Source organism: Fontibacter flavus (assembly GCF_042432905.1).
Taxonomy (GTDB): Bacteria; Bacteroidota; Bacteroidia; order Cytophagales; family Cyclobacteriaceae; genus Fontibacter; species Fontibacter flavus.
In genome coordinates this window covers 105,011-126,752 of record NZ_JBHLWI010000083.1, presented here as the reverse complement: position 1 = coordinate 126,752, position 21,742 = coordinate 105,011, and the positions used below count along the sequence as shown (strand labels likewise).

At 39.0% G+C, this 21,742-nt stretch carries 23 protein-coding genes; 6 read left to right on the top strand and 17 right to left on the bottom strand.

Going from position 1 to position 21,742, the window contains the following annotated elements; all coding sequences use genetic code 11:
* The first annotated feature begins 240 nt into the window (after nucleotides 1-240).
* Both ACFFIP_RS18655 and ACFFIP_RS18650 read left to right on the top strand, forming a co-directional pair.
* Nucleotides 241-1,371: a DUF4934 domain-containing protein gene (locus tag ACFFIP_RS18655; RefSeq protein ID WP_382389295.1), complete on the top strand. Its 1,131-nt coding sequence runs from the start codon at nucleotides 241-243 to the stop codon at nucleotides 1,369-1,371.
* Between the two features lie 51 nt (nucleotides 1,372-1,422).
* Nucleotides 1,423-2,355 carry a carboxypeptidase-like regulatory domain-containing protein gene (locus ACFFIP_RS18650; RefSeq protein ID WP_382389294.1) on the top strand — a complete coding sequence of 311 codons (933 nt, stop codon included), beginning with the start codon at nucleotides 1,423-1,425 and terminating at the stop codon, nucleotides 2,353-2,355.
* Between the two features lie 632 nt (nucleotides 2,356-2,987).
* Here the strand turns inward: ACFFIP_RS18650 and tnpA are convergent.
* The 11 genes from tnpA to ACFFIP_RS18595 form a co-directional block, all read right to left on the bottom strand.
* Nucleotides 2,988-3,449: an IS200/IS605 family transposase gene (gene tnpA, locus ACFFIP_RS18645; RefSeq protein ID WP_382389293.1), complete on the bottom strand. Its 462-nt coding sequence runs from the start codon at nucleotides 3,447-3,449 to the stop codon at nucleotides 2,988-2,990.
* An 84-nt stretch (nucleotides 3,450-3,533) separates the two neighbouring features.
* The gene (locus tag ACFFIP_RS18640; protein ID WP_382389292.1) at nucleotides 3,534-3,719 is read right to left on the bottom strand and encodes a hypothetical protein; all 186 of its coding nucleotides are present in this window, start codon (nucleotides 3,717-3,719) and stop codon (nucleotides 3,534-3,536) included.
* A gap of 129 nt (nucleotides 3,720-3,848) precedes the next feature.
* Nucleotides 3,849-4,541 carry a hypothetical protein gene (locus ACFFIP_RS18635; RefSeq protein WP_382389291.1) on the bottom strand — a complete coding sequence of 231 codons (693 nt, stop codon included), beginning with the start codon at nucleotides 4,539-4,541 and terminating at the stop codon, nucleotides 3,849-3,851.
* Nucleotides 4,538-5,155, bottom strand: coding sequence for an HAD family hydrolase (locus ACFFIP_RS18630; protein WP_382389290.1), 618 nt, complete (start codon nucleotides 5,153-5,155; stop codon nucleotides 4,538-4,540). Before ACFFIP_RS18630 ends, ACFFIP_RS18635 begins: the two co-directional genes overlap by 4 nt.
* The gene (locus tag ACFFIP_RS18625; RefSeq protein WP_382389289.1) at nucleotides 5,152-5,820 is read right to left on the bottom strand and encodes a hypothetical protein; all 669 of its coding nucleotides are present in this window, start codon (nucleotides 5,818-5,820) and stop codon (nucleotides 5,152-5,154) included. The genes ACFFIP_RS18630 and ACFFIP_RS18625 overlap by 4 nt, the downstream gene beginning before the upstream one ends.
* 11 nt (nucleotides 5,821-5,831) lie before the next feature.
* Nucleotides 5,832-6,515 carry a hypothetical protein gene (locus ACFFIP_RS18620; RefSeq protein ID WP_382389288.1) on the bottom strand — a complete coding sequence of 228 codons (684 nt, stop codon included), beginning with the start codon at nucleotides 6,513-6,515 and terminating at the stop codon, nucleotides 5,832-5,834.
* Nucleotides 6,512-7,195, bottom strand: a complete 684-nt coding sequence (locus tag ACFFIP_RS18615; protein ID WP_382389287.1) for a hypothetical protein — start codon at nucleotides 7,193-7,195, stop codon at nucleotides 6,512-6,514. Before ACFFIP_RS18615 ends, ACFFIP_RS18620 begins: the two co-directional genes overlap by 4 nt.
* A gap of 115 nt (nucleotides 7,196-7,310) precedes the next feature.
* Entirely contained in the window at nucleotides 7,311-7,541 is a 231-nt protein-coding gene (locus tag ACFFIP_RS18610) for a DUF433 domain-containing protein (protein ID WP_382389286.1), read from the bottom strand.
* A gap of 71 nt (nucleotides 7,542-7,612) precedes the next feature.
* Entirely contained in the window at nucleotides 7,613-7,957 is a 345-nt protein-coding gene (locus ACFFIP_RS18605) for a PadR family transcriptional regulator (RefSeq protein ID WP_382389285.1), read from the bottom strand.
* Between the two features lie 403 nt (nucleotides 7,958-8,360).
* The gene (locus ACFFIP_RS18600; protein WP_382389284.1) at nucleotides 8,361-10,811 is read right to left on the bottom strand and encodes an OmpA family protein; all 2,451 of its coding nucleotides are present in this window, start codon (nucleotides 10,809-10,811) and stop codon (nucleotides 8,361-8,363) included.
* Entirely contained in the window at nucleotides 10,811-11,974 is a 1,164-nt protein-coding gene (locus ACFFIP_RS18595; protein WP_382389283.1) for a hypothetical protein, read from the bottom strand. The genes ACFFIP_RS18600 and ACFFIP_RS18595 overlap by 1 nt, the downstream gene beginning before the upstream one ends.
* A 528-nt stretch (nucleotides 11,975-12,502) precedes the next feature.
* Here ACFFIP_RS18595 and ACFFIP_RS18590 point away from each other — a divergent pair.
* From ACFFIP_RS18590 to ACFFIP_RS18580, 3 genes are read left to right on the top strand one after another with little or no spacing between them, the layout of a single operon-like run.
* On the top strand, nucleotides 12,503-13,615 hold the full coding sequence (locus tag ACFFIP_RS18590; protein WP_382389282.1) for a fatty acid desaturase family protein: 1,113 nt from the start codon (nucleotides 12,503-12,505) through the stop codon (nucleotides 13,613-13,615).
* A gap of 11 nt (nucleotides 13,616-13,626) precedes the next feature.
* The gene (locus ACFFIP_RS18585; RefSeq protein ID WP_382389281.1) at nucleotides 13,627-14,214 is read left to right on the top strand and encodes a hypothetical protein; all 588 of its coding nucleotides are present in this window, start codon (nucleotides 13,627-13,629) and stop codon (nucleotides 14,212-14,214) included.
* The gene (locus tag ACFFIP_RS18580; RefSeq protein ID WP_382389280.1) at nucleotides 14,215-15,033 is read left to right on the top strand and encodes a hypothetical protein; all 819 of its coding nucleotides are present in this window, start codon (nucleotides 14,215-14,217) and stop codon (nucleotides 15,031-15,033) included.
* Nucleotides 15,034-15,232: 199 nt separating this feature from the next.
* On the opposite strand, the gene ACFFIP_RS18575 is transcribed toward ACFFIP_RS18580, so the two are convergent.
* Nucleotides 15,233-15,532, bottom strand: a complete 300-nt coding sequence (locus ACFFIP_RS18575) for a thiamine-binding protein (RefSeq protein WP_382389279.1) — start codon at nucleotides 15,530-15,532, stop codon at nucleotides 15,233-15,235.
* 32 nt (nucleotides 15,533-15,564) lie between these two features.
* Entirely contained in the window at nucleotides 15,565-16,218 is a 654-nt protein-coding gene (locus tag ACFFIP_RS18570; RefSeq protein WP_382389278.1) for a GDSL-type esterase/lipase family protein, read from the bottom strand.
* A 282-nt stretch (nucleotides 16,219-16,500) separates the two neighbouring features.
* On the opposite strand from ACFFIP_RS18570, the gene ACFFIP_RS18565 reads away from it, so the two are divergent.
* Nucleotides 16,501-17,532: a DUF4407 domain-containing protein gene (locus tag ACFFIP_RS18565; RefSeq protein WP_382389277.1), complete on the top strand. Its 1,032-nt coding sequence runs from the start codon at nucleotides 16,501-16,503 to the stop codon at nucleotides 17,530-17,532.
* A 25-nt stretch (nucleotides 17,533-17,557) separates the two neighbouring features.
* On the opposite strand, the gene ACFFIP_RS18560 is transcribed toward ACFFIP_RS18565, so the two are convergent.
* The 4 genes from ACFFIP_RS18560 to ACFFIP_RS18545 all read right to left on the bottom strand — a co-directional run bounded on the left by ACFFIP_RS18560 (nucleotide 17,558) and on the right by ACFFIP_RS18545 (nucleotide 21,599).
* Nucleotides 17,558-18,292, bottom strand: a complete 735-nt coding sequence (locus ACFFIP_RS18560) for a VIT1/CCC1 transporter family protein (protein ID WP_382389276.1) — start codon at nucleotides 18,290-18,292, stop codon at nucleotides 17,558-17,560.
* Nucleotides 18,292-19,455: a dipeptidase gene (locus tag ACFFIP_RS18555; protein WP_382389275.1), complete on the bottom strand. Its 1,164-nt coding sequence runs from the start codon at nucleotides 19,453-19,455 to the stop codon at nucleotides 18,292-18,294. The genes ACFFIP_RS18560 and ACFFIP_RS18555 overlap by 1 nt, the downstream gene beginning before the upstream one ends.
* 64 nt (nucleotides 19,456-19,519) lie before the next feature.
* Nucleotides 19,520-19,942: a DUF779 domain-containing protein gene (locus ACFFIP_RS18550; protein ID WP_382389274.1), complete on the bottom strand. Its 423-nt coding sequence runs from the start codon at nucleotides 19,940-19,942 to the stop codon at nucleotides 19,520-19,522.
* Nucleotides 19,943-20,072: 130 nt separating this feature from the next.
* Complete coding sequence (locus ACFFIP_RS18545) at nucleotides 20,073-21,599, bottom strand: aldehyde dehydrogenase family protein (protein WP_382389273.1); 1,527 nt, start codon at nucleotides 21,597-21,599, stop codon at nucleotides 20,073-20,075.
* Nucleotides 21,600-21,742 lie beyond the last annotated feature (143 nt).

Sequence of the window (21,742 nt, the reverse complement as noted above, 5' to 3'; positions counted from 1 at the left end):
TTTTTTTTGGGGCGTTGGTAATTTTGAAGTGTTCCCGGGACAGGTAGTGACATTCTTTGTTTGTCAGGTCGCAAAAATAAGCCTGGTCATGATTGTGTCATTGTTAGATGTCCAATTGTAGTTAAGTAAATATTGTTTAGGTTTTGTAGGATATCCCTTTCGAGATATACTACTTTAATTTAAATCTAAATTGGAAGGAATTTTAAATTTTAGGGTATTGGTGGACAAGAATTTAAGATCATGAAGGCCAGAAACTTGATTTTACTTTTGATAATGGTCATATTTTTAAACTCTTGCTGGAAAGTAATTCAGCCAATTGAGTTTGAAAAAGTTGAGCTCACCGAAGAAAATTCTAAAATGAATTTTAAAGATTTCTTTCGGGACATGGATTTTTTTGAACTAAAGTTTAGCAATGAAGAATTTTGGATAGGAAATATCGATTCTTACAAAATTGTTGGGGATTACATTTATTTAATGGATGAGTCTCAGGGTAAGAAGATTGTAAAATTTGACCTTCAAGGAAATTTTATTGCTGAGATTAATTCTGTTAATGATGCCCCTGAAGGGTTTAATAGTCCTTACATTTTTAGCGTTGATGAGGCTAGGAATGAAATGTTGGTTTTGGATCGATCCTTACTAAAATTAGTTTATTTTGATTCGAATTTCAATTTCATAGGATCAGAAAAGCTTGATAAATATTACAGCAATATTGCTCATTTGAAAAATGGGGAAGGGCTATTGTTGTTTCCCGATGATCTAATCAAAGAACCAGATGGTTATGTGTTAGCCTTCAAGCAAACAGAAGGTAAACTAGAACCGATATTGCACACAAAATTCCCTGTCATTCCATTCTCTATGGAACCTAGGTTTTTCAACAGTCATTCTCGGTTTTTTCACCTCTCCTTGGAAGAGAAGCTGGTAAGATATGAGGATAATACTGGTGAATTTATGCCTTTGTTTCAGGTTTTTTTCAGCGAGGAAGGGATTCCATCAAAGATGCTCAGTACAACTGATATTTATGAGGTAAATTCCTTTATCCAAGAGTCTGAAAAAAAGTGCTGTACTTTTAACGGAATGGAGTATGGTGACCATTATTTTTTCCTTTACCACCGTGGATTAGAAAATCATGGCATAGCAAGGGTCAATAGATCAGATTTTAGAGACAATGTTTCGGTTTCATGGAATGAAATGTTCAGTGAGGTAAATGTACCTGTGCCTTATGGCTCAGGGGACGAATTTTATTATAGTGTGGGGTATTTGTCCAAAGATGATTATGAGTTGGTTTCGAAACCCTTCGGAAAAAATGCCAGTGATGTTGAGTTTCCTGATTTAAAAGAAAAGTTGTTTTTATTTAAATTCTATTTGAAATGAATTCTTTCAAATTGATCATTTTAGAAAAGTCATCGAAAACTTGAAGAAAATATGAGATGGGTATTATTTTTCTTTATGTTGCTTTTAGGCATGCTGCCGGGAGTAGCTCAACAAACTATTTATGGTCAAATACTAGATAGGCAAACCGGAAAGGGGGTTTCATTTGCTACCGTTAGGTCCATTGATTATCAAAATCTTGGTGCTATTTCTGATGAGGATGGTAATTTTAAGATTCAATTGATTGAAGATATAGATTCTCTTTATGTTCATGTGAGCGCTTCTGCTTATCATCATCAAAATATTTACCTCCAAAGTACAAGGGGGACACAATTGATAAAATTAGAGGAACGGATTTTTGAATTAAGTGAAGTTGAAGTAGTACCACTCAATGAACGCGAAATCAATTGGCATGAGCGTTCGGATGGATTGAAACTGTATGGATCTGTTGATAAAAATGAAGGCTTTATGCCCATGATGATGAATTTGGAAAGCAGCGGTGAATTTCATGGCAATGCATTCAGGTTGAAAAAAAAGATCAAACTAAATGACGTTAGCTTTCATTTTTTCAAGGGAGAAGGCTATCCTGATAAACTTTATATGAGGGTATTCAATACAGATGATAAGCCGGAATTTTCTAAAAACATGTCCTTAAGTGAATTAAATGAACTCACTTCAAAAACGATTTTATTAGATGAGCTCAAAGATGGTTTTAATTCTATTGATGTCTCAGGTGAAAACATGCTGGCTGCTCCCGGGTACCTAATCATAGCTTTTACAGCTGATATCAATGATATTCCTCAAAAAAAGTTGGCGTTGTATCAGGAAAAGTCAGGGGGTAAAGATATTCTTAGGTTTTCCTTGTCACCAAGCCATTTTACCATATTCCCACCATTTTTGCCCAAATATTTAATTGGTGTCCGATATGCAGAGGTTGAAGAAAGAAAAGGAAGGTTTAGATGGTTAAGGAATATTTTTCGGGCCTAATGACATAAGCCTTTCTGCAGAATGCAGGTATGACAGAATTAGGTGTAGTTGTTGTTCGTCCCTATGGGACTTTTTGGGGAGTGATGCATGGGTATCCGTGGGATGAAACCCACGGGTAAGATGTCGGCCGTGCCGGTGGCACTGGGTTAGGGGTCGGTCTGTGGTGTCTGAGGTTTTTTAATCTTTGTCTTGGGCTTTCCTACCTAAAGGATTCAAATATGATTTAACAGAAAAATATAGCTCCATCGGAGCGGCCGACATCTTAACAACGGGATTTCACGGGTTAAAATGGTGTAGGTTTGGCAGATTTTATAGGGATAGGGTTGTATTGATAGTAAAATTTAAGAGTATATCGCCCATCCCTACGGGACTTTTTGGGGAGTGATGCATGGGTATCCGTGGGTTGAAACCCACGGGTAAGATGTCGGCCGTGCCGGTGGCACTAGGTTAGGGGTCGGTCTGTGGTGCCTGAGGTTTTTAATCTTTGTCTCAGGCTTTCCTTCCTAAAGGATTCAAATATGATTTAACAGAAAAATTTAGCTCCATCGGAGCGGCCGATTGATTAGCAACGGGTTTTAACCCGTTGATCAGAGCAGGATGAGGTAGAGCAAATGCCATAGGCATGGCCGATATTATTCAGGTAATTTGAAAAGGTATTTATCATCATAATCAATACGGTATTTTTTTAGCATCATTTCATATTCATCCAAAAAGGCGGTCTTACGGTGATGTGCTTCTTGGTTTTTGATATAATGATACACCTTATTTATTTGACCATTGCTGTATGAAAAAGCACCAAAACCATCCTGCCATTCAAATCTTGATTGTAGGTAATTCGATTCATTAAGCCATTTGGAGGATTTTGCTTTTACGGATTGCATTACATTGGATAGGGAGTGTTTTGGTTTTAAGCCAAATAAACAATGCACATGATCGGATACGCCATTTACGATTAAAGATTGACATTCTGTCTCATTGATTAGGTTCCCAATTACAGAGAATAATTCCTCTTTCCATGGATTTTGGATCAATGCATTTCTGTACTTGACTGCAAAAACTGTTTGGACTACCAAGCAGGAGTAGGTGTTGGCCATGTTGAAAAAAGGTTAGGTAAAACAAAATGGATACTCCTATAAAAATAAAAATCATCTTGTTGTCGTGGAAGCATTGCGATTGAATTAATCGGTTAATTTAATGTCATCCATCCCTACGGGACTTATTAGGTAGGTGAGATGCCTGTTTATCCGTGGGTTGAAACCCACGGGTAAGGTGTCGGCCGTGCCTCTGGCACTGGTGCGGGTGGCTCTGATAGCTGAGATTTTCAACAATTCTAGCAGGGCTCTTTTTATTTGGAATGTCTTCATTCTTGCCTAAGGATATTGAGCTCCATCGGAGCGGCCGACATCTTAACAACGGGTTTCAACCCGTTGTTAAGGGCAGGAAACGGTGGTGGATAATGCCATAGGCATGGCTGACATGAATCATAAAGGGATTCATCCCTCCCCATAAACCTGGATCAAGCCCTCCGTATCTGCAATACTCCTGTCCAAGACCCTTGGTAAAATGAAAATGCTGATGAAAAGAAAGGATATCGCTGTCAAAATTGCTCCAATAAGCATATTAGCAAATATGCCATCTTGTACACCTTCCTGTCTGTAAACAAAAGCATGTCCCTGCGTGCAAACCAATACTCCAAAATTAATCAGCTGGAAAACACTGTTGGAAGCCATATAGGAAGCATACATTTTATACTTTTTGTGGGTATTCCAATAGCGGATTACTACCCATATAAATGAAAAGAACAGAAAGCCTATCATCATCAAGATCCATGCTTTGGAATCCTGCAATAAAGCGGAGGATTGGAAAAAGATAAAAAGCAACCCCAATGGAAAGATAATTCTGTAGCTGGTAAAGAGTTGCTTGAGTTCATTCCAATAATAACCCCAAAGTCTTTTTTCAATCATCTTTTTATAGGACTCCTCCAGTCCTGAAAACCCAAAAATCCCAAAGGAAGCATGCACTTTTTGAAAAGCATCGGTTACGGTCAGCTTTGGATTATTCTCCATCAACTCTTCCACTTTACAGGCCACATGGTCCAGTATTTCGTACTGTACATTAATCTCCTGATAACCCTTGTAGGAAATCAGTTTTTTGAGTTGCTCGATTTGCTCGTTGTTCAGTTTCATACCGTCTTCAATTTTTGTGCTTCACGGATGGTCAGCGTGAGGCCGTTTACAAACAAAAATGATACGTAAACAGAGGTAAATGCCAGGATTGTATGAGGATCAAATCCAACGGAACGTAACAAACCGAAATTAGTGATAGGCAAGAAAAGACAGAAGATCAACCACGCTGAATTCCAAGAAGCTACTAGCTTGGAATTATTGAGCGCTTTGAGCTTGAAGCTTGCCAACATCAACACAGCACCAATCCCTACAAAAGAAGCTTTTAAAAGTTTGATAGCAAAAGGTACATCAAAACCAATCCCATGCACAACAGCCAGTATAAAACCTGCCAACAATAGGGATTTGATTAAAATCATCGGTTCCATGAATGATTTGAAAATTGACTTCATCTTTGCCAAATGGGTAGTGATGAGTACATCCATCTGAAATTTTTCCGGGTTTACCTTTTTGGCGGCTTGAGAAAATGCGGTGTTGAAATCCATGCCTTTCTGCATGAGTTGCTCGGTCTCAGAAGCTACATGGTCAAGTAATTCATCCTGAATGTCGGTGTAATAAATCTTGACTTTTAACAATTCTAGCCTGATCGTTTCCAGCTGTTCGTGATTTAGTTTCATGGCTTGATCAGTTTTAATGTTTTGAGATTGATTGAACCGTATAATGAAAGTGCATAGACATTTAAAATCGTACTATAGAGAAGCACCAATAACATTGCCCAATTTTCAAAGCCATTGTTGCTTAGGATAATAGATGTTAAGATGAAAAAGAAATTACTAAAGTTTAGTACCAATGAATACCTTCCCAAAGCTGCTTGAAGGATTACATTTCTTGGTCTGAAGTAATTAGGGTCAAGGGAAAATGAGAAGTAATTTCCGGACTGATTAAGTAAGGCTATCATAATTCCCAATGCTGGTACGAAAGAAAAAACCAACATGACGTCAAGGCTAATAAATTCATAAACTGTAATCAACAAAGCAGTGTAGATGAAAATGCCCAAGACTTTCCAAAAATCCATTTTCCAAAATTTCAAAGCTTCAAATTGTGATTGTTCTAGTTGTTCACTGACGTTTTTCAGTAGCTCTTTTTCCATTTCTCGTACCACGGACCATGCAAACTCCTCATCCAGCTCATTTTTCCTGCTTTCAAAAGATTCTTCTGAAACTGCTTCCAGTGCGGTAACATAATGATCATAGAGTTCATTATATATTTCAATATAAGAAAGGCTAAGGCTTTCCAAGCGGGCTTTGATTAGTTGGATTTCGTTTTCAGATAGCATTCTCATGAAAGTAGGGATTAGCTTATTTGAGGTTTTGAAAGGTTGGTTTTTGTGCGGTATCTGACAATTGTCATTAGCAGAAATAACCAAATCCCAATAGTAGTCGCATAAAAGTAAGGGGGCTTATATAGATTTTCTTCGCTGAATAAAAACAAAGGAATCATGATAGTTACAAAACAAATCATCTGTAAAATGGCAAAACCTTTTGGAGAATCTGCTTTGGTTATGGCTAAAATAGGTTTTTTATCTATACGTCGATAATGGTGTTTTCGATCCTTGTTGGGATAAGTCTTTGTAATAATCCAGTTTTCAAAGCTTATAGAAATCAATAGGATACTATTTAAAATATGGATCAATTTCCCACTTTGGGGGAACCAATTTGGGATGCTTATTACCAACCCAAGTACTACTAAGCTCAGCCAGATTTTTTTTGTAGTAAAAAACGCAAATAATTCCTTTTTGAATCGAACTGCGTACTCTGCCTTTAGATTTTGAAGGTAATTTCTAGCGGTTTGTCTGCAATATCCAATTGAAAAAGTCTGATCCAATTCAGCTAAAACCTCTTCAAAAGACCTTTTTTCTTCCATTTCCAGGGCTGTCAGGTAATGGTCTAATATTTCATCCCGTACTTCAATATATTGGATATGCTTTCCATTGATATGGTAATGCAGGTTTTCGATATCTTTTTCGGTCAGTTTCATACCAATGCCGTTTTAGATTTGATTTCCCAGACTTCCCAAACGGATAAGGTGTACATTATAAGTACAACTGTCACCATCCCAGCACCAGCGGAAAGGTAAGGTGTTAGATCAATGTTGGTGAAGATCAGTTTGAGCAAATAGATAAACACTTGGGCCATCAGGACTGGCAAAGACAATCGCTCGGAAATAGGTGAGGCCAGAGAGGAATTGATAGGAATTCCTATCCCTTTAAATGCTTTTTTTATTGGACGCAACTTCCTCCTGTTTTGGATACCGAAAACAATGTTGGATACAAAAAGTAGGATCATAGGAGACAACAAAAGCAGCGTGTATTCCTGCTCATTTCTTGCTTGGCTGGAGATGTAATAGACTATCGCCAGAATCCCCACCAAATAGAGCCATCTAGATGTGCAAAAATATTTCCGAATTACTAACCATTGGGTTTTGTGGATGTCTTCTTTGGCCTCCTTGTTGAATCGGAACTGAAGTGCATGGCAGTAAGCATAGGTGAATTTTTGTTCCAAATCAAAAAGCTGAGAATTGAATCCTTCTTCGGGAAACTCCTGCAAGTGACTGATATAATGGTCGTACACCTCCATCAGAATCTCACCTGAGGATATCTCTTTCCGCATGATGGCTTTGCGGATTTCTTGAAGTTCTATGTCGGTTAGTTGGCGCATCGTCTGAATCTAACCTTTGAGGTCTACGAGACCTCGAAGGTTTTACATTTTCTTGTTTATTAAAGAATAGGCTAAGTTTACTGTCTAATCATACTTTTATCCAAAACAAACCTTATTATGCACTGATTTGGAAGCCTTTCGTATTTGCCATCTGTGCTGTATAAGCCAAGCAAGCCATTATATCTTCTTTTTCAAGATCCTTAAATTCCTCTAATAAATATTCAACAGTATCACCCCCTGCCAAATATTCAAGGATATACGCAACACCATATCGTGTATTTCTGATAGTTGGTTTGCCATGCGCGATATCTGGATTGATCGTAATTCTTTTTAGTAAATTTTCCATATGTTTTTAATAGTTAAGCCTATTCTGTTCAGACAAAACCTTCGAGGTTTTTAAAACCTCAAAGGTTTAATCTAAGCCAAACCCGGCTTCCATTCAGAATCTAGGATGCGTTGGAGGTTTCCTACAAAACTCTGCAACTCGGACATCTTGGCACTGACTTCCTTTTGACCGTCCTTGGTCAGGCTGTAGTATTTCCTTACCCGATTGTCTACCTGCTTGATTTCGGTGGTCAGCAGGCCTTCCGCCTCCAACTTGTGCAGGGCAGGGTAGAGGGCACCTTCGGTGATTTTGATTTCACCCTCAGTCAGTTCTTTTACCCTTTGGGTTATCTCGTAGCCATACATTTTTTCATTCTCTTCCAGCAGTTTGAGGATGATGGTCTGTAGGCTTCCCTTGATCAGATTGTTATTCGACATGGTGTTTATGTGCATTGGATGGTTAAATATATAAAAAAATTATATACATAAGAATCTTGGGTATATTTTTTAGAGGCGAGAAACGAGAGTTTATAAACAAGAAGTAAGCATCAAATTTCGAAAGGCTGATATCGGAAGTGGATAGGTGGTTTTTTTGAACCATTGAGGAGTTTAGGGGATTAAGGGATTCATTAAGTAGGATGTCGAAAATCGGATTTCGGAATAAAAAACTGCGAAAACATGCCAAATCTGCATCATCAGCGCTCTGTTTTATATTTCGTCATAGATGCGAGAAGTTAGATTATGAAAGGCAAATGGTTTTCGATTTGATTTTGGATGGAAGCTTTCATTGAATATTTTGGATAGACAAAAGAAATTGACAGCAAAAAATTCAATTTAATTTTTAATTTATCTTTTCAACCCTAGCTTCCACTCTTCGATCCTGATCATTTGAAATGCGCTGTGAACTTCGGAGGACTTGACCTCCTGTTTCGTACCTGATCTGAATGGATGCTAATCCATATTCTTGCTGCAAAGATTCTCCAACTGATTTCATTCTGTCGTCCGCTAGCTTTAAGTTATAATGTAGATTTCCAGTATTGTCTGCAAATCCAGAAAGGACCAACTGATATTCAGGGTTATTTTTAACGAAATCCACAAACTCGGTCAGTTTTTCGATTTCAGTTTTATCAGGAGTCCTCTGGTTGACTTTGAAGAAAACCATCACTTTGGAGGGTAAAATTCTAATTCTTTCTTTGCCTTCTGCAAAAACTGTATCTTGAAGGATCTTCTCCTCAAGATCCAGTTTTTCCTTGATTGGAATGAAAGTAAGGGAATCCTTTACTTCTGGACTGAACAACAATTTTAAATCCAACCGGACTAAACTGTCCGCTAAAGGACTTTTGAGTTGAAGGCTGTCTGCTAATTTTATTTCTCTCAATTCATTTTGGATGAATACAGATTCATCAGTGGAATCTTCTTTGCTTTCAGATTGTAGGGAGCTTACTGCTATGCTTCCTACGGCAGCGCCTGCACCAAAGGGCCACCACCACCTTCTTTTTGGCTTTTCTTTAATTTCGGTTTCACTTATAGTTCTTTGATCCGTTATGGTTTGACGTTCATATACAACCTGACCTGAAGAGTTATCCCTTCTTTGGCTTGTGGAGGGTGCATTTGACAGGTTTGTCAATAGTTGATCTCGTTGATACCTTAAGTATTGGTTTTCTTGTTGCAGTCTTTTTAGCTCGTCTTGCTGATCAGCATTACTTAGCACTGATTCCTCTCTTCTGCTACTTCTTTCACTTTGAGCACTTGGGAGCGTCTTGACTTCTGATTTTTCAGTTTTTAAAATACCAGAATTACTGTCTTTTTCTGTGTTTTTTTGCCCGGCTACAATTGATTTCTCCTCTTTTTCCGGAAATATGAATATCGTGTCTTTAGGGTTGGAGGAGGAAATGGTATTATTCCCAAATGAAGCCGAAGGACTGGCTGAATATCGCTGTTTCATTTGGGCAATACTGTCAATTTCTGATAGGAACTCTTTCTCTCTTCGGCTGATGCTGTCCAGACTGTACCTCAGATTAAACTGGGATTTTTTACTCCATTGGCTTAGGGAGTCCAGGGTTGATGTATCCAGAATCTTGTTCTGATTGAGGCTATCTATTTGACTTTGCATTACCCTGTCTATTTCCAGCAAACTTTTCCTTTTGTTTTCAATTGCGCGAAGGTTATTTTCTTTTTGCGCAATTTGTTGTTCCCAGTTTAAGAGTTGGGTTATGTAGGCGGTGCTGTCCAGTTTACGGATGGTTTTTGCTAATTCGGTTTCTAATGACTCTATCTTTATGTTGTCTGGTAGATTTTTAACCTTTGAATCTTTTATTACAGGAAAAGATTGTTCACTAAAAGATTGGTAATGAGGGGTGTAAGTGCTTAATCTCGGCGCGGAAAAGCTTTTTTTGCTGGCCCCAAAATTGAATTTTAGCCCTACGCCATGGTATATGATCCAATCATTGCCCAAATCGGAGTTTCCTCTATATGGATTTTCAGGATCAACTGAATTGGTGCCCGGTTTGGCAGCATAAGCTTGGAAATCATTATCATAGCTTGTTCTGTAGTTACCACTGACATCATCTAAATAATCAGTAAAAGTGTACATCAAATCGCTTTGCGCAAACAGCTCCAAACGTTTTCCTAATTTGATCCTAAATCCTAAGCCAAGGTTAGTGTAAAAAGAAACCGTCTTATAGCCTCCATCAGATTCAGTATTTAGAGAAGGAAGACTGGTTTCGTAAATACCGTCATGAATTGGTCCCAGTAGCGTGTAATCATATCTTTGCCCTTCGGCATCCAGTAAATCACCCTTCACATCAAAATTTATCCTTCCTACTCCAAGAGTGAAATATGGAGCAATCCAAGAACGGGAAGACAACAATCTGTCATTATCAGCCTTGAAGACTAAAGCAAGTCCCATGTCCCTGCTTTCGTTTTGGAAATTCAGGCCTCGGGAGAAGTTTGGGGCATTTAACCAGATCTCTCCATTTCTACGGATATACCGGTCACTCATAGTAAAGTGATATTCACCGTAATTTAGCATCAATCCTACTGTAGGGGTCAATTGTCTTTCCAATGAAATTTTGAAAGAAGGCTTCTTGAAATAATTCTCATTGAAATAGAGTAGATGGTGAATGCTTTCCCATGAGGAAAAACCCTTTATAGTACGTGGACTTAGATCACCATAATAGTTGCTGTAGCCACCACTGACGCCAAGCCTCCATTGGAAATCCTTCTGTTGTCCATTGCTTATTGAAAAGGTGGAAAGAAATACCGTTAAGATTAAAAGATAAGTTCGCATCATTACCTCCTATCTCTTAATCCCAACCAAAGATTGAATTCAATACTTATTCCCGCAAATGGTTGGATGTAAGTGTTACTCACTGAGGTGTTGGCCTGCTCAAAGTTCAACATTACGGCCCCTACATTCAGCCTAAATACCTGGAACATGCGATATCCTAGGCCTGCATATACTGGTATGCCTACCAGATCGCCGGAAATTTTGTCCCCTTGACTGGATTCAAAGTTTTGTAAGAATACCCCAGTGGAAAAGGAAGCGTTTCCAAGAAATTTGGTGAAAGTCTTATTCCCCAATGGCAGAGAAAGCCCTGCATATGGACCGTGAAGGTATTCTGTGCTGGCCAGAGATCTTTTGAAAGGAATTGTTCCATATCCAAAATTCAGAGGAAGAGTATTAGGCTTCTTTTCTGAAGGGTAATTGGATACTTTTCTGATATCAACCAGCATCATTAAACTTCTATCCAGGTATTGGTCACTTTCATTTTGGACGATTTGGATCAATTCCTGTATATATTGTTCTGCATACACAGCTTTTTGGTTGTCCTCCTTGTTTTTGCCCAAAATATTGAAGCGTGCTTTCCTTAATTTTAACCTGTTTTTCTGATCAAGTTTCTGGCGTACGATTTCGCTGAAACCTTTAAAATCCCTGCCTAAGAAATGTCTGTAATCCTGTATGCCATCTGATAATATTTGGCTCATTTGGCTCATCATCACAGCATCTGAATGCTTCGCTTTTATTCCGCTCCCAGTTACTTCAAAGTTGGCCCTGATGTAGGACTCTAGGTTTTTGTTGATGGCATTTTGGACAGATAGCATCTGAGACTGATCTGCTCTAGCATAATATAAAAATTCAAGGTCAAATTGTTCGTTATTTCTTAATGGGTCAGAAACGAAAACCTCAAATTCAGAAACCGGGAAATCAAACGCTTTTTTCCATTCATATGATTTTGCCCGATTTTCATTTTTACCTGCTTTGTTGATCGACACTCTTATAAATTCTATCTGGTCTGGAAGAGTCCCTTTGATAAAGAATACTTCTTCTGATGGTAAAGGATTGCTGCTGTTCAATTCATTATTAATGACGTTATAACTAATGGATTTAATCTGTGCATTTGTGGAATTGATCAACACAAAAAACAAAAAGGCGATAAAGTAAATTTTTTTCATCAGGATTAAAATTAGATATGTATCAATATAACAAAATTTGAGTGGAAAAGATTGGTAAAAGGTCATTTTATTTATGAGTATTTGGATTCATATTGTAAAAAATGACACAATAAAATTAATTTATTTAAATTTCATCTTAAAATAAATCAATTGTATTAACGAGCTGCATTCTTCATTTTAAGCTTTCTCAATTATTCCTATTCTGCAATGGCATACATTTGGAAGATAACGGGATTCTAAAATCTATAATGATTTTATGTTTGTGCGAAAAAATAAAAAACAGGTTTTTAATATTGTAATATAAATTTCTATAATTTTTTATTTTGTAAAAAAAACATTTTTGCAGTCTAAGTAAGAATGGCTATATTTCATTAATGCCTTGCAATTTGAATGTCAAGCCAATTATCGGCCATGTTATTTTCCATTTGGGCCTTTTATGGGGGTTTTGTCTAATAGGCTCGGTAGAGGATTCTCTTCTTAACGGAGTTGTTTTTAATGCTTACTTTCTGATTCATAAATAAATTATTTATGCTAAAAGGCCTTGTCGGGCTAAGTAAATTACAGCCCCAATATCATGCAAATCAACAGGATTTACACTTGGCATCTGCCCTAAGGGCAAGGGTTTATCACCGACTAAAAGGAATTAAAAACAGGGATTGGCAATTGAAGCTCAAAGCCGCATTGTTGCCCTTGGTATTCTTTTTGGTTTATGCGCTTTCATTAAACAGCTTAAGTTATTTTGGCTTTTTATCAGGCTATGCTTTTTTGGGGCTTTTGATGGTTGTCATTTTTTTAAACCTTATCCATGAAGTTTGCCATGAAAATCTTTTTGAAAACGGGTCTTTCAATCAAGTTTACATGTATTTGTTTGATCTCATCGGGGCCAATAGTTACATGTGGCAAAAAAGACATGTGATTTTTCATCACAACTTTCCCAATGTCAGCGGTTGGGACAGTGATATTGAAAAGAGCAAGTTTTTGAAAGTGCATCCCAGTGAAAAGGGAAAATGGTTGACAAAATACCAGCATTTCATCATCGTACTATATCCCTTTTTCCTATTGAATTGGTTTTTGGTGAGGGACTTTAAGGATTATTTTGGCAAAAACCCGATCGTTTCAAAGATTGGTGCCATCCCTAGAGAGGAGTATGTCAAACTCTTTCTGTTTAAGCTGATTTTTATCGGATATATTTTTATTGTCCCAGTGTTTCTGACCTCTTTTTCAGTGTTTCAGATCATCTGGGCCGGTGTTGCCATGTTCTTGGTCGCAGGAGTTTTTGCCCTGTTTGTTTTGTTGCCTCCCCATGTCAACATTAATAACCAATTCCCTGAGGTTGGAGCAGACAATGAGTTGCCCAATAGCTGGTTTTTGCATCAGTTGTATACCGCCAATGATGTTAATCAGGAAAATTGGTTTACCAGGCATGTTATGGGTAATTTTAATTTTCATATTGCGCACCACCTCTTTCCTAAAGTAAGCTACCTCTACGCCAAAGAGGTTACGGAGGAAATTAAAGGCTTTTGTGCGGAAAATAAATTACCCTATAAGTCCTATTCGATCTGGAAGACCTTATCGGATCATTATAAGCTGATTAGAAACAACCGGAACAAACAATTCAATATTTGGCAGGAAGATATGTAAACCCTTTTCATATGACGAAATTTCAATATGCAGATCTTCATTGCCACCCTAATCTGAAAACATTTGGACAATCATTTTCAGGGAAGGATGATCCGAAGTCAGACCTTTGGTACACCAAAAAGCCCGATGCTTTCACAAGAAAAATCTACGAGAAAACAGGTGTTACTAAATTTTCCCAAACTGATTTCACCACCATGTCCAAGGCCAAGGGGAAAATTGCTTTCGTTTCTCTTTATCCCTTTGAAAAAGGATTTTTCCATAATCCATACGTTTGGCCTGTTTTGGCTGCACAGTTGGCAAATTGGGGAATTGAAATTGGTTATAAGAGAATAAGGCATATTCAAGGGCACAAGGATTATTTTGAGGATCTAAAAAAGGAATACCAATTTTTTATCCAAGGCAAAAAGGAACAGGTGGTAGAGGGAGTACTTCAGAAATGGAAGGCCGTGAAAAGCAATCAGGAATTGGGGGATGTAATGAAAGCGGATAATGGGATAGCCGTTATTTTCAGCATAGAGGGCGCTCATGTTTTTAATACAGGTCTGGAGGATTATGGAAGGCCGATTGATCAAGATGAGGTGTTTTCAAATATCCAATAAGTGAAAACCTGGGAACATGTTCCTTTATTTATTGGCTTAGCCCACAATTTCAACAACGATCTCTGCGGGCATGCCAGAAGTCTCCAAAGATTGGGAAATTTGGTCAATCAAGAGAAAAATCTGGACATAGGTTTAGCGCCTTTGGGGAAGGATGTCATCAGAGAACTTTTAAGCCAAAGCAAGGGGAAGCGGATATTGATTGACCTCAAGCATATGAGTCTGGCATCCCGTTTGGAATACTATAAGATGTTGGAAGAAGAATATGGGCAGGAGAATATCCCTTTGATCGTCAGCCATGGCGCATTGACTGGAACGTCAATTGCCCAAAGCCGTAATTTCAGTCCTATGATGGATATTTTCAATGAAAATGATTTGAACTTTTATGATGAAGAGGTCATCCAATTAGTGAAATCAAATGGGCTCTTTGCACTTCAGATGGATTTGAATATCCATGCTGACCTTAAAAAAATCAATGGCTTTTTTTCGAGTAGGGATTATTCCAATCAGTTGGGAAAATCAGCCCAGATAATTTGGAACCAATTGCAGCACTTTGCTCTGGTCTGTGACAGAAATGGGCTTTTTGCTTGGGGGAATACATGCCTCGGGACTGATTTTGACGGCAGTATTTTTCCATTCCCGGGGGTGTTGACAGCTGAGGGATTGTCTCCTCTGGCGACAGAACTTGAATTCCTGGCCAATGAATTTTTGAAAAAGGATTTAATGAATATCAAGGAAAACCGCGAGATCAGCCCAGAAGAAATTGTTCAGAGGTTCATGTTTACCAATACATTTGAGTTTCTTTCCGGAAATTTTAAATAGGGAATGGAATCGAAGTTGGAGTTATGGATCTAATGGAGGGTTTATTGAAGTGTCGAGAATTACTGTTCCTTCCTTGTCAAATTTATGGAAATGATTAGACCTGCCAGGTTTGAAAATCAAAAATTGCTTTAAATAGCATCTAAAAATCCAGAAACCTGGCAGGTTTTTACCCTAAATTATTAAATACAACAAAGTAGGGTTATTTATACTTCCCAATTTTATCCTCAATCTGCACATCCATATTTTTCCTGATCTGCATCCTGTAATACACCAAAACTTCGTCTGCTCCGCCATCCAGCACCGCCTGTTGCGCCCTTTGGGCGATGCCCATCAATTCTTCCTGGGTCCCCTCCATAACGGTCTCAAATGGGGTTACCACATGCTTGATTCCCGATTGCTGGATAACTGCTATGGCTTTGTCCACCAGGGTATAGCTATCCAAGCTCTTGCTTTTGGGGACGATCTGAATACCGAGATTAATGATATTTGATTTTGACATTGGGATTAAATTAGGGTTGTTGAAATGTTAATTTATTTTAGATGGGGTTTGACCGCCTTCTTCCATATTTTGTAGCCTTTGCTATTCATGTGGAGATTGTCTTCGATAAAAAGTTTGGGGTTAGGGTTTCCTGTCTTGTCCAGCATAGGAGTCCAGATGTCAATAAAGGTAACCTGTTCTTGGGAGGAACAGAATTTTCTCATTTCTTCATTCAACTTTAAATAAGTGTCTTTCAATGACCATCTCGAAGGGCTTGGTTTAGCACTGATAATATAAAGTTCAGTTTCAGGGAGTCTTTCTTTTATTTTGGAAATGATTTCGTGATGTTCCTCCAGTATTTTGTTGTTCGATTTTCCTGCATTCACATCATTGTCTCCCTCATAAATAAAAACCTTTGAGGGGGAAAAATTGATGACAAGTTCCTCTAAGTATTCCAACAGCTCATGTGTTTGTGAGCCCCCAAATCCTGTGTTGATTATGGCGTTCTTGGGGAAGTCTTTTTCCAAGGTGCTCCACATCCTGATGCTGGAACTTCCGGTAAATACCGCACCACCTGTTTGCCATGTTGTTTTGTTATATTTTTCAACCAAGGAATTTACCTCTTGTTCAAAAGGTTTGGTTTGAGTTTTGGCCTCTTGAATACTAAAGATCAGGAAAATTATTAGAAAAGGGATAATTGCTTTCATGGCTGAATAACTAAACGATATGCTAAAATACAGGATTTATATGCTGCTCCAAAATCGTACATCAATTGTTCGGTTTTTTTATTCTTTGTATCCTAATCGGACAACTGGAGTTAAGTTATTTGAAGAAAGTGGACAGGAATTTTCGTTCTTAAAACATCTTAACAGGGTAAATTGGGCAGGTTTTTAAAATAATTGGGTATTAAGGTCCAATTTAAATTGCATTATGCAAATTTTAGATCACTTTTTGAGGCGAGTAATTGAGCCTAACTCAAATCTAATTTCATGAATAGCATCACCCGCTTTTTCTGGTTTTGTTCCGGAGCCTACATCCCCTTATTGAAAAAGACACCTACTGAGACACATAAATATGTAGGAATAGGAGGTACTGTCTTCTTTACGGGCCTGTTGGCATCCTTGTCAGGAGGGTATGCCCTATTCACAGTTTTTGACTCCATTTGGTATGCATTGGGCTTTGCCGTGGTTTGGGGTTTGATGATTTTTAATTTGGACAGATTTATTGTGTCCAGCATGAAAAAAAGAAACAATGCCTGGTCAGAGTGGAAGATGGCATTCCCCAGGTTGGTTTTTGCGATAATTTTAGCCATTGTTATTTCAAGGCCATTGGAGTTAAAGATTTTTGAAAAGGAGATCAACAGGAAGCTGGATGAAAAGAAAACGGCAATGATTGCGGAAAGCAAAGATGCTTTGAAGGCAGGTTTTTCAGAGATTGATGTACTGGAGTTTCAGAAAGACAGTCTCAAGCAGGAAATCAGCCAAGCAATTGCTTTTAGAGACAAATTACAGCAAGAGTATGATGATGAAAGGTTTGGTGCAAAATCAGGACAAACAAGCGGTATAGTGGGCTTGGGGACCAACGCGAAGAAAAAAGAGCAGCAATTGGACGCCGCACAAGAGGCTTTGGATGCATTAAGAGTGTCACATCAGGAAAGAATTGACCATATTGATGAAGAAATCAGGCAATGGACAATATTGAGACAGGCTGAATTTGAAAAATTGCAACCGGGGATAGAGGGATTTGACGGTTTGGCAGCAAGGTTGGAGGCGCTCGATTTATTGTCCAAGGGAAGTAAGTCAATTAAATGGGCGAACCTTTTTATTTTGTTGCTTTTTGTCGCAATAGAAACGGCTCCGATATTTGTCAAGTTGATTGTTCCGAGGGGACCCTATGATGAAATGCTAGAATTGAGCGAAAAAGGGATTACAGTTTTTGTTGAGGAACAATCTTTCAAATTGGAAAAAGGGAGTTCCAAGCGTCAGAAGGATTTTGAGAGCAAATTGGAGATGAGTCCCTGAATACAGTTTCAAGAGTAGATTTTAATCAAATTCCTGATTTCAACACAAAGGTTTCGAGTATATCTCCCACATAATAAGCGACCAATGCAGCAATAAATCCAAGTGCTAGGGTTTCTGTTATACTTTTCAGGGTATTGGTTTGATTCACATAGGATTTCATCCATCCGATAAGTAGAAATGCCAGCCCAGTAAATAGACTTGTCCAGAAAAACTTGTCATAGTTTAAGTCTCTGAAATAATCATAGACATAAACTATAAGGGGTATGAAACCAACAAGTATAAATGAAATCAACGTAGCCAGCCCGATTTTAAAAGGGCTTTTAGAATCGGGGATCATCTCCAGTTCATTTTTCATCATCTCATCCACCCAGCGGTCTTTGTCGGATACAATGACATCCACCACATCTTGTAACAGCTTTCCTTCAAATCCTTTAGCCCTGTAAATATCCTCTACTTCTTTTCTTTCTATTTCTGGAATGGTCTCAATTTCCCAGTATTCAATGTTTCGGTGTTTTTTATAATGTTCCTTTTCTGATTTGGCAGAAAGATAGGCTCCCACAGACATTGAGAAGCCATCTGCGAAAAGATTGGCAAAACCTAGAATGATAATGATAGAAGGGTCCAAATTGGCGCCTACTGCACCTGCAACCACTGCAAATGTAGTCACCGCGCCATCAATTCCTCCGTATACAAATTCTCTTAAATAGTTCTGGAAACTGCCTAAAAAAGAAATTTCCTGATGAATCTTATTTTCTTCCATTACCCTAAGTTTTCCAATAAAAACCTTTTGACATTTTCGCCCATTATAGCCCTTATTTCTTCCTCCGTAAAACCTTCTTTCAGCAATGCCTCTACGATGATAGGCAACCCTGTTATGTCAAAGGGGACGGCAACACTTCCGTCATAGTCTGAACCCAGCGCTACATGCTGGAACCCAACCAGGTTTTTGACCCTCTTCATGCTGGCTACAATTCCTTTGATTTCATCATCCCCTACAGCCATATCAAAAAAGGCAATTCCGATTATTCCTCCTTTTGCAGCTACTTTTCTGATCTGTTCGTCACTAAGGTTTCTTGGGGAATTCAATACAGCCCGGATTCCTGTGTGGGAAACCATTACTGGTTTTTCTGAAACTTCCAGGATATCGTCAAACATTTTGGGAGAGACATGTGCCAGGTCAATGATCATATTGAGCTCATTCATTCTTCTGATCACACTTTTCCCAAACTCAGTCAATCCATCTCCGCTTTCGCCATGAGCGGATCCTCCTAATTCATTATCAAAAAAATGTACCGGGCCGACCAGCCTAACTCCTGCATCATAAACTCTTTCCAGATTTTTCATATTCCCTTCCAAAGCATGTGCTCCTTCAATTCCCAATAAGCCTCCAATTACGTTTTTGTCATTCTCTCTTGTGGTAATGAGCTTTTCCAGGTCTGACTTTGACTTGATCAGAATGAATTCTTTTCCATAATTGTCTGCAAATTCCTGAAGTTTGGAAGATTGATAAAGCGTGCGGTTGATGAGGCTAAACCAATTGGAAATAGGTCTTGCCTGCACAATGTTCAACAGCGTGATATTGTCCTGGGTGTCAGCTGTGTTGAAATCCATATTTTGTCCTCGAGGGGATTTGGAAACAATAGTGAATACCTGCATGGCTACATTGGCTTCCTGCATCCTTGGGAAATCCACATGTCCGTAATCGGACCTTTCTGTTAAGTTTCTGCCCCACAAAAGGGCGTCGCAGTGGAGGTCAGCCACAAAATCCAATGACTGATAAAGCTCTAGCGCCTGTGGGGAGACTTCGTAGGGTGAAGGGGTTTTAACTGGATTATTGCTTTTTTCGATCATGCTTGGCACCGTCATGGTCCCAAGCCAATATAAAATGAACAGGACGATTAGTATGATGAGGACTTTCTTCATAGCAAATGGGATTTGCTATCAATATAGTCAAAAAAATAAAATTAAAGGATACGTCTGAATGCTTCTAATTCTCCAATTCTGCTTGCAGATATTCTTCGCCGGTTTTGGTAGGGATAAGGTTTTGAATTTCTTCCATTGTAAATAGTCGGGAACGGATCATAAACCGGATTCCCATAGGTATTTCCAATGAAAAACTGCTTCCTCTGCCTGGGGTTACGTCCAATGTCAGTTGGGTATGCTTCCAATATTCAAATTGATCAGCACTCATGAAAAAATCACACCCATACACCTTATCCATCCAAATGTCATTTCCACCCACTTTGAAATCACCCTTTTCAAAACACATAGGGGAGGAGCCATCACAACAACCGCCGCTTTGATGGAACATCAGGTCTGTTCCAAAGCGTTTTCGGAGGGTGTCAATTACCTCCATGGCGGCTTCTGTGATCAATACTCTTCTTACGTAGTTATTTTCGTCGGTAATCATGGGTTTTTGAGGGTAAATGGGAGAAGCTAAAAACAAGGGACAAGAAACAAGAGACAAGAAACAAGAGTCAAAAAGCTAGAAACAAGAGATTAGACAGTCTAATCTCTCGCATCTTGCTTCTCGCTTCTACTTAAAAAAAGCCTAATTTATTCTTATTGTAGGAAATCAGCATGTTTTTGGTCTGACGGTAATGGTTAAGCATCATCAGATGGTTTTCTCTGCCAAATCCTGATTTCTTATATCCTCCGAACGGAGCATGTGCCGGATACGCATGGTAACAGTTGACCCATACCCTTCCCGCCTGAATGGCTCTAGGCACCTGGTAGAGTTCGTGGGCATCTCTAGACCATAGTCCAGCCCCAAGCCCGTACATGGTATCATTAGCGATGGCAATGGCCTCTTCGGTGGTCTTGAAAGTGGTTACGGAAGTTACCGGTCCAAAGATTTCCTCTTGGAATACCCTCATTTTGTTATGGCCTTTGAAAATGGTAGGTTGGATATAATATCCGTTTTCCAATCCGGAATTTAAAGATGCTTTGTCGCCTCCGCATAAAACTTCAGCGCCTTCCTGTTTGCCGATATCCATATAGGAAAGGATTTTCTCAAATTGGTCATTGGAGGCTTGGGCACCCATCATGGTGTCTTCTGCTAATGGATGTCCCATTTTGATGGCTTTGGTTCTTTCCACTACTCTTTCCATAAACACGTCGTAGATATCTTCATGAACCAATATTCTGGATGGACAGGTACATACCTCACCCTGGTTGAGCGCAAACAGGACAGCACCTTCCACCGCTTTGTCAAAGAACTCGTCATCTGCATCTGCTACAGATTTCATGAAAATATTGGGCGATTTACCCCCAAGCTCCATGGTTACCGGAATAAGGTTTTCAGAGGCATATTGCATGATGAGGCGCCCTGTGGTGGTTTCTCCTGTAAAAGCAACTTTGGCCACTCTTGGGGATGTTGCCAGTGGTTTGCCCGCTTCAGGTCCAAACCCGGTCACCACATTCAGTACGCCGGGAGGAACTACATCGGCGATCAATTCCATTAAGACCATGATGCTGGTGGGGGTTTGTTCCGCTGGTTTTACCACGGTACAGCAGCCGGCAGCCAGTGCAGGAGCGATTTTCCAGGTTGCCATCAACAGGGGGAAATTCCAAGGAATAATCTGACCCACTACTCCTAATGGTTCGTGTAAGGCGATGCTCACCGTATGCTCATCATGTTCTGAAATACTGCTTTCATCCGCTCGAATTACACCTGCGAAATACCTAAAGTGGTCAATACAGAGCGGCAAATCCGCAGCACGCGTTTCTCTAAGTGCTTTCCCATTGTCAATGGTTTCAATCCTCGCCAACATCTCCAAATTTTCTTCAATGATGTCAGCAATTTTATTGAGGACTTTACTTCTTTCTGCTACAGATGTTTTGGACCACTTAGGGAAGGCCTCATGGGCAGCGTCCAGCGCTTTTTCGATGTCGGCCTTGTTTCCTCTAGCTGCCTTTGAGAATGCCTTTCCGTCTATAGGTGAGATATTGTCAAAATATTCTCCAGAAGAAGGGGCTACCCATTTTCCACCGATAAAATGGTCATATTTTTCTTTGATTTTAGGTCTTTCAACCGGCTTGGATTGGGATAATGTCAATGTTGTCATAAAATGGTTAATTTTGGATTTGTTCAAATTTCCAAATTAAATATTAGATTAAATCCACCTGAAAGATCAAGTCATCCACCTGTGTTGATAAAGTTAATTTTTTGTTTGGGTGACAAACCATTCGTTTTTTTTACGTTTATTAT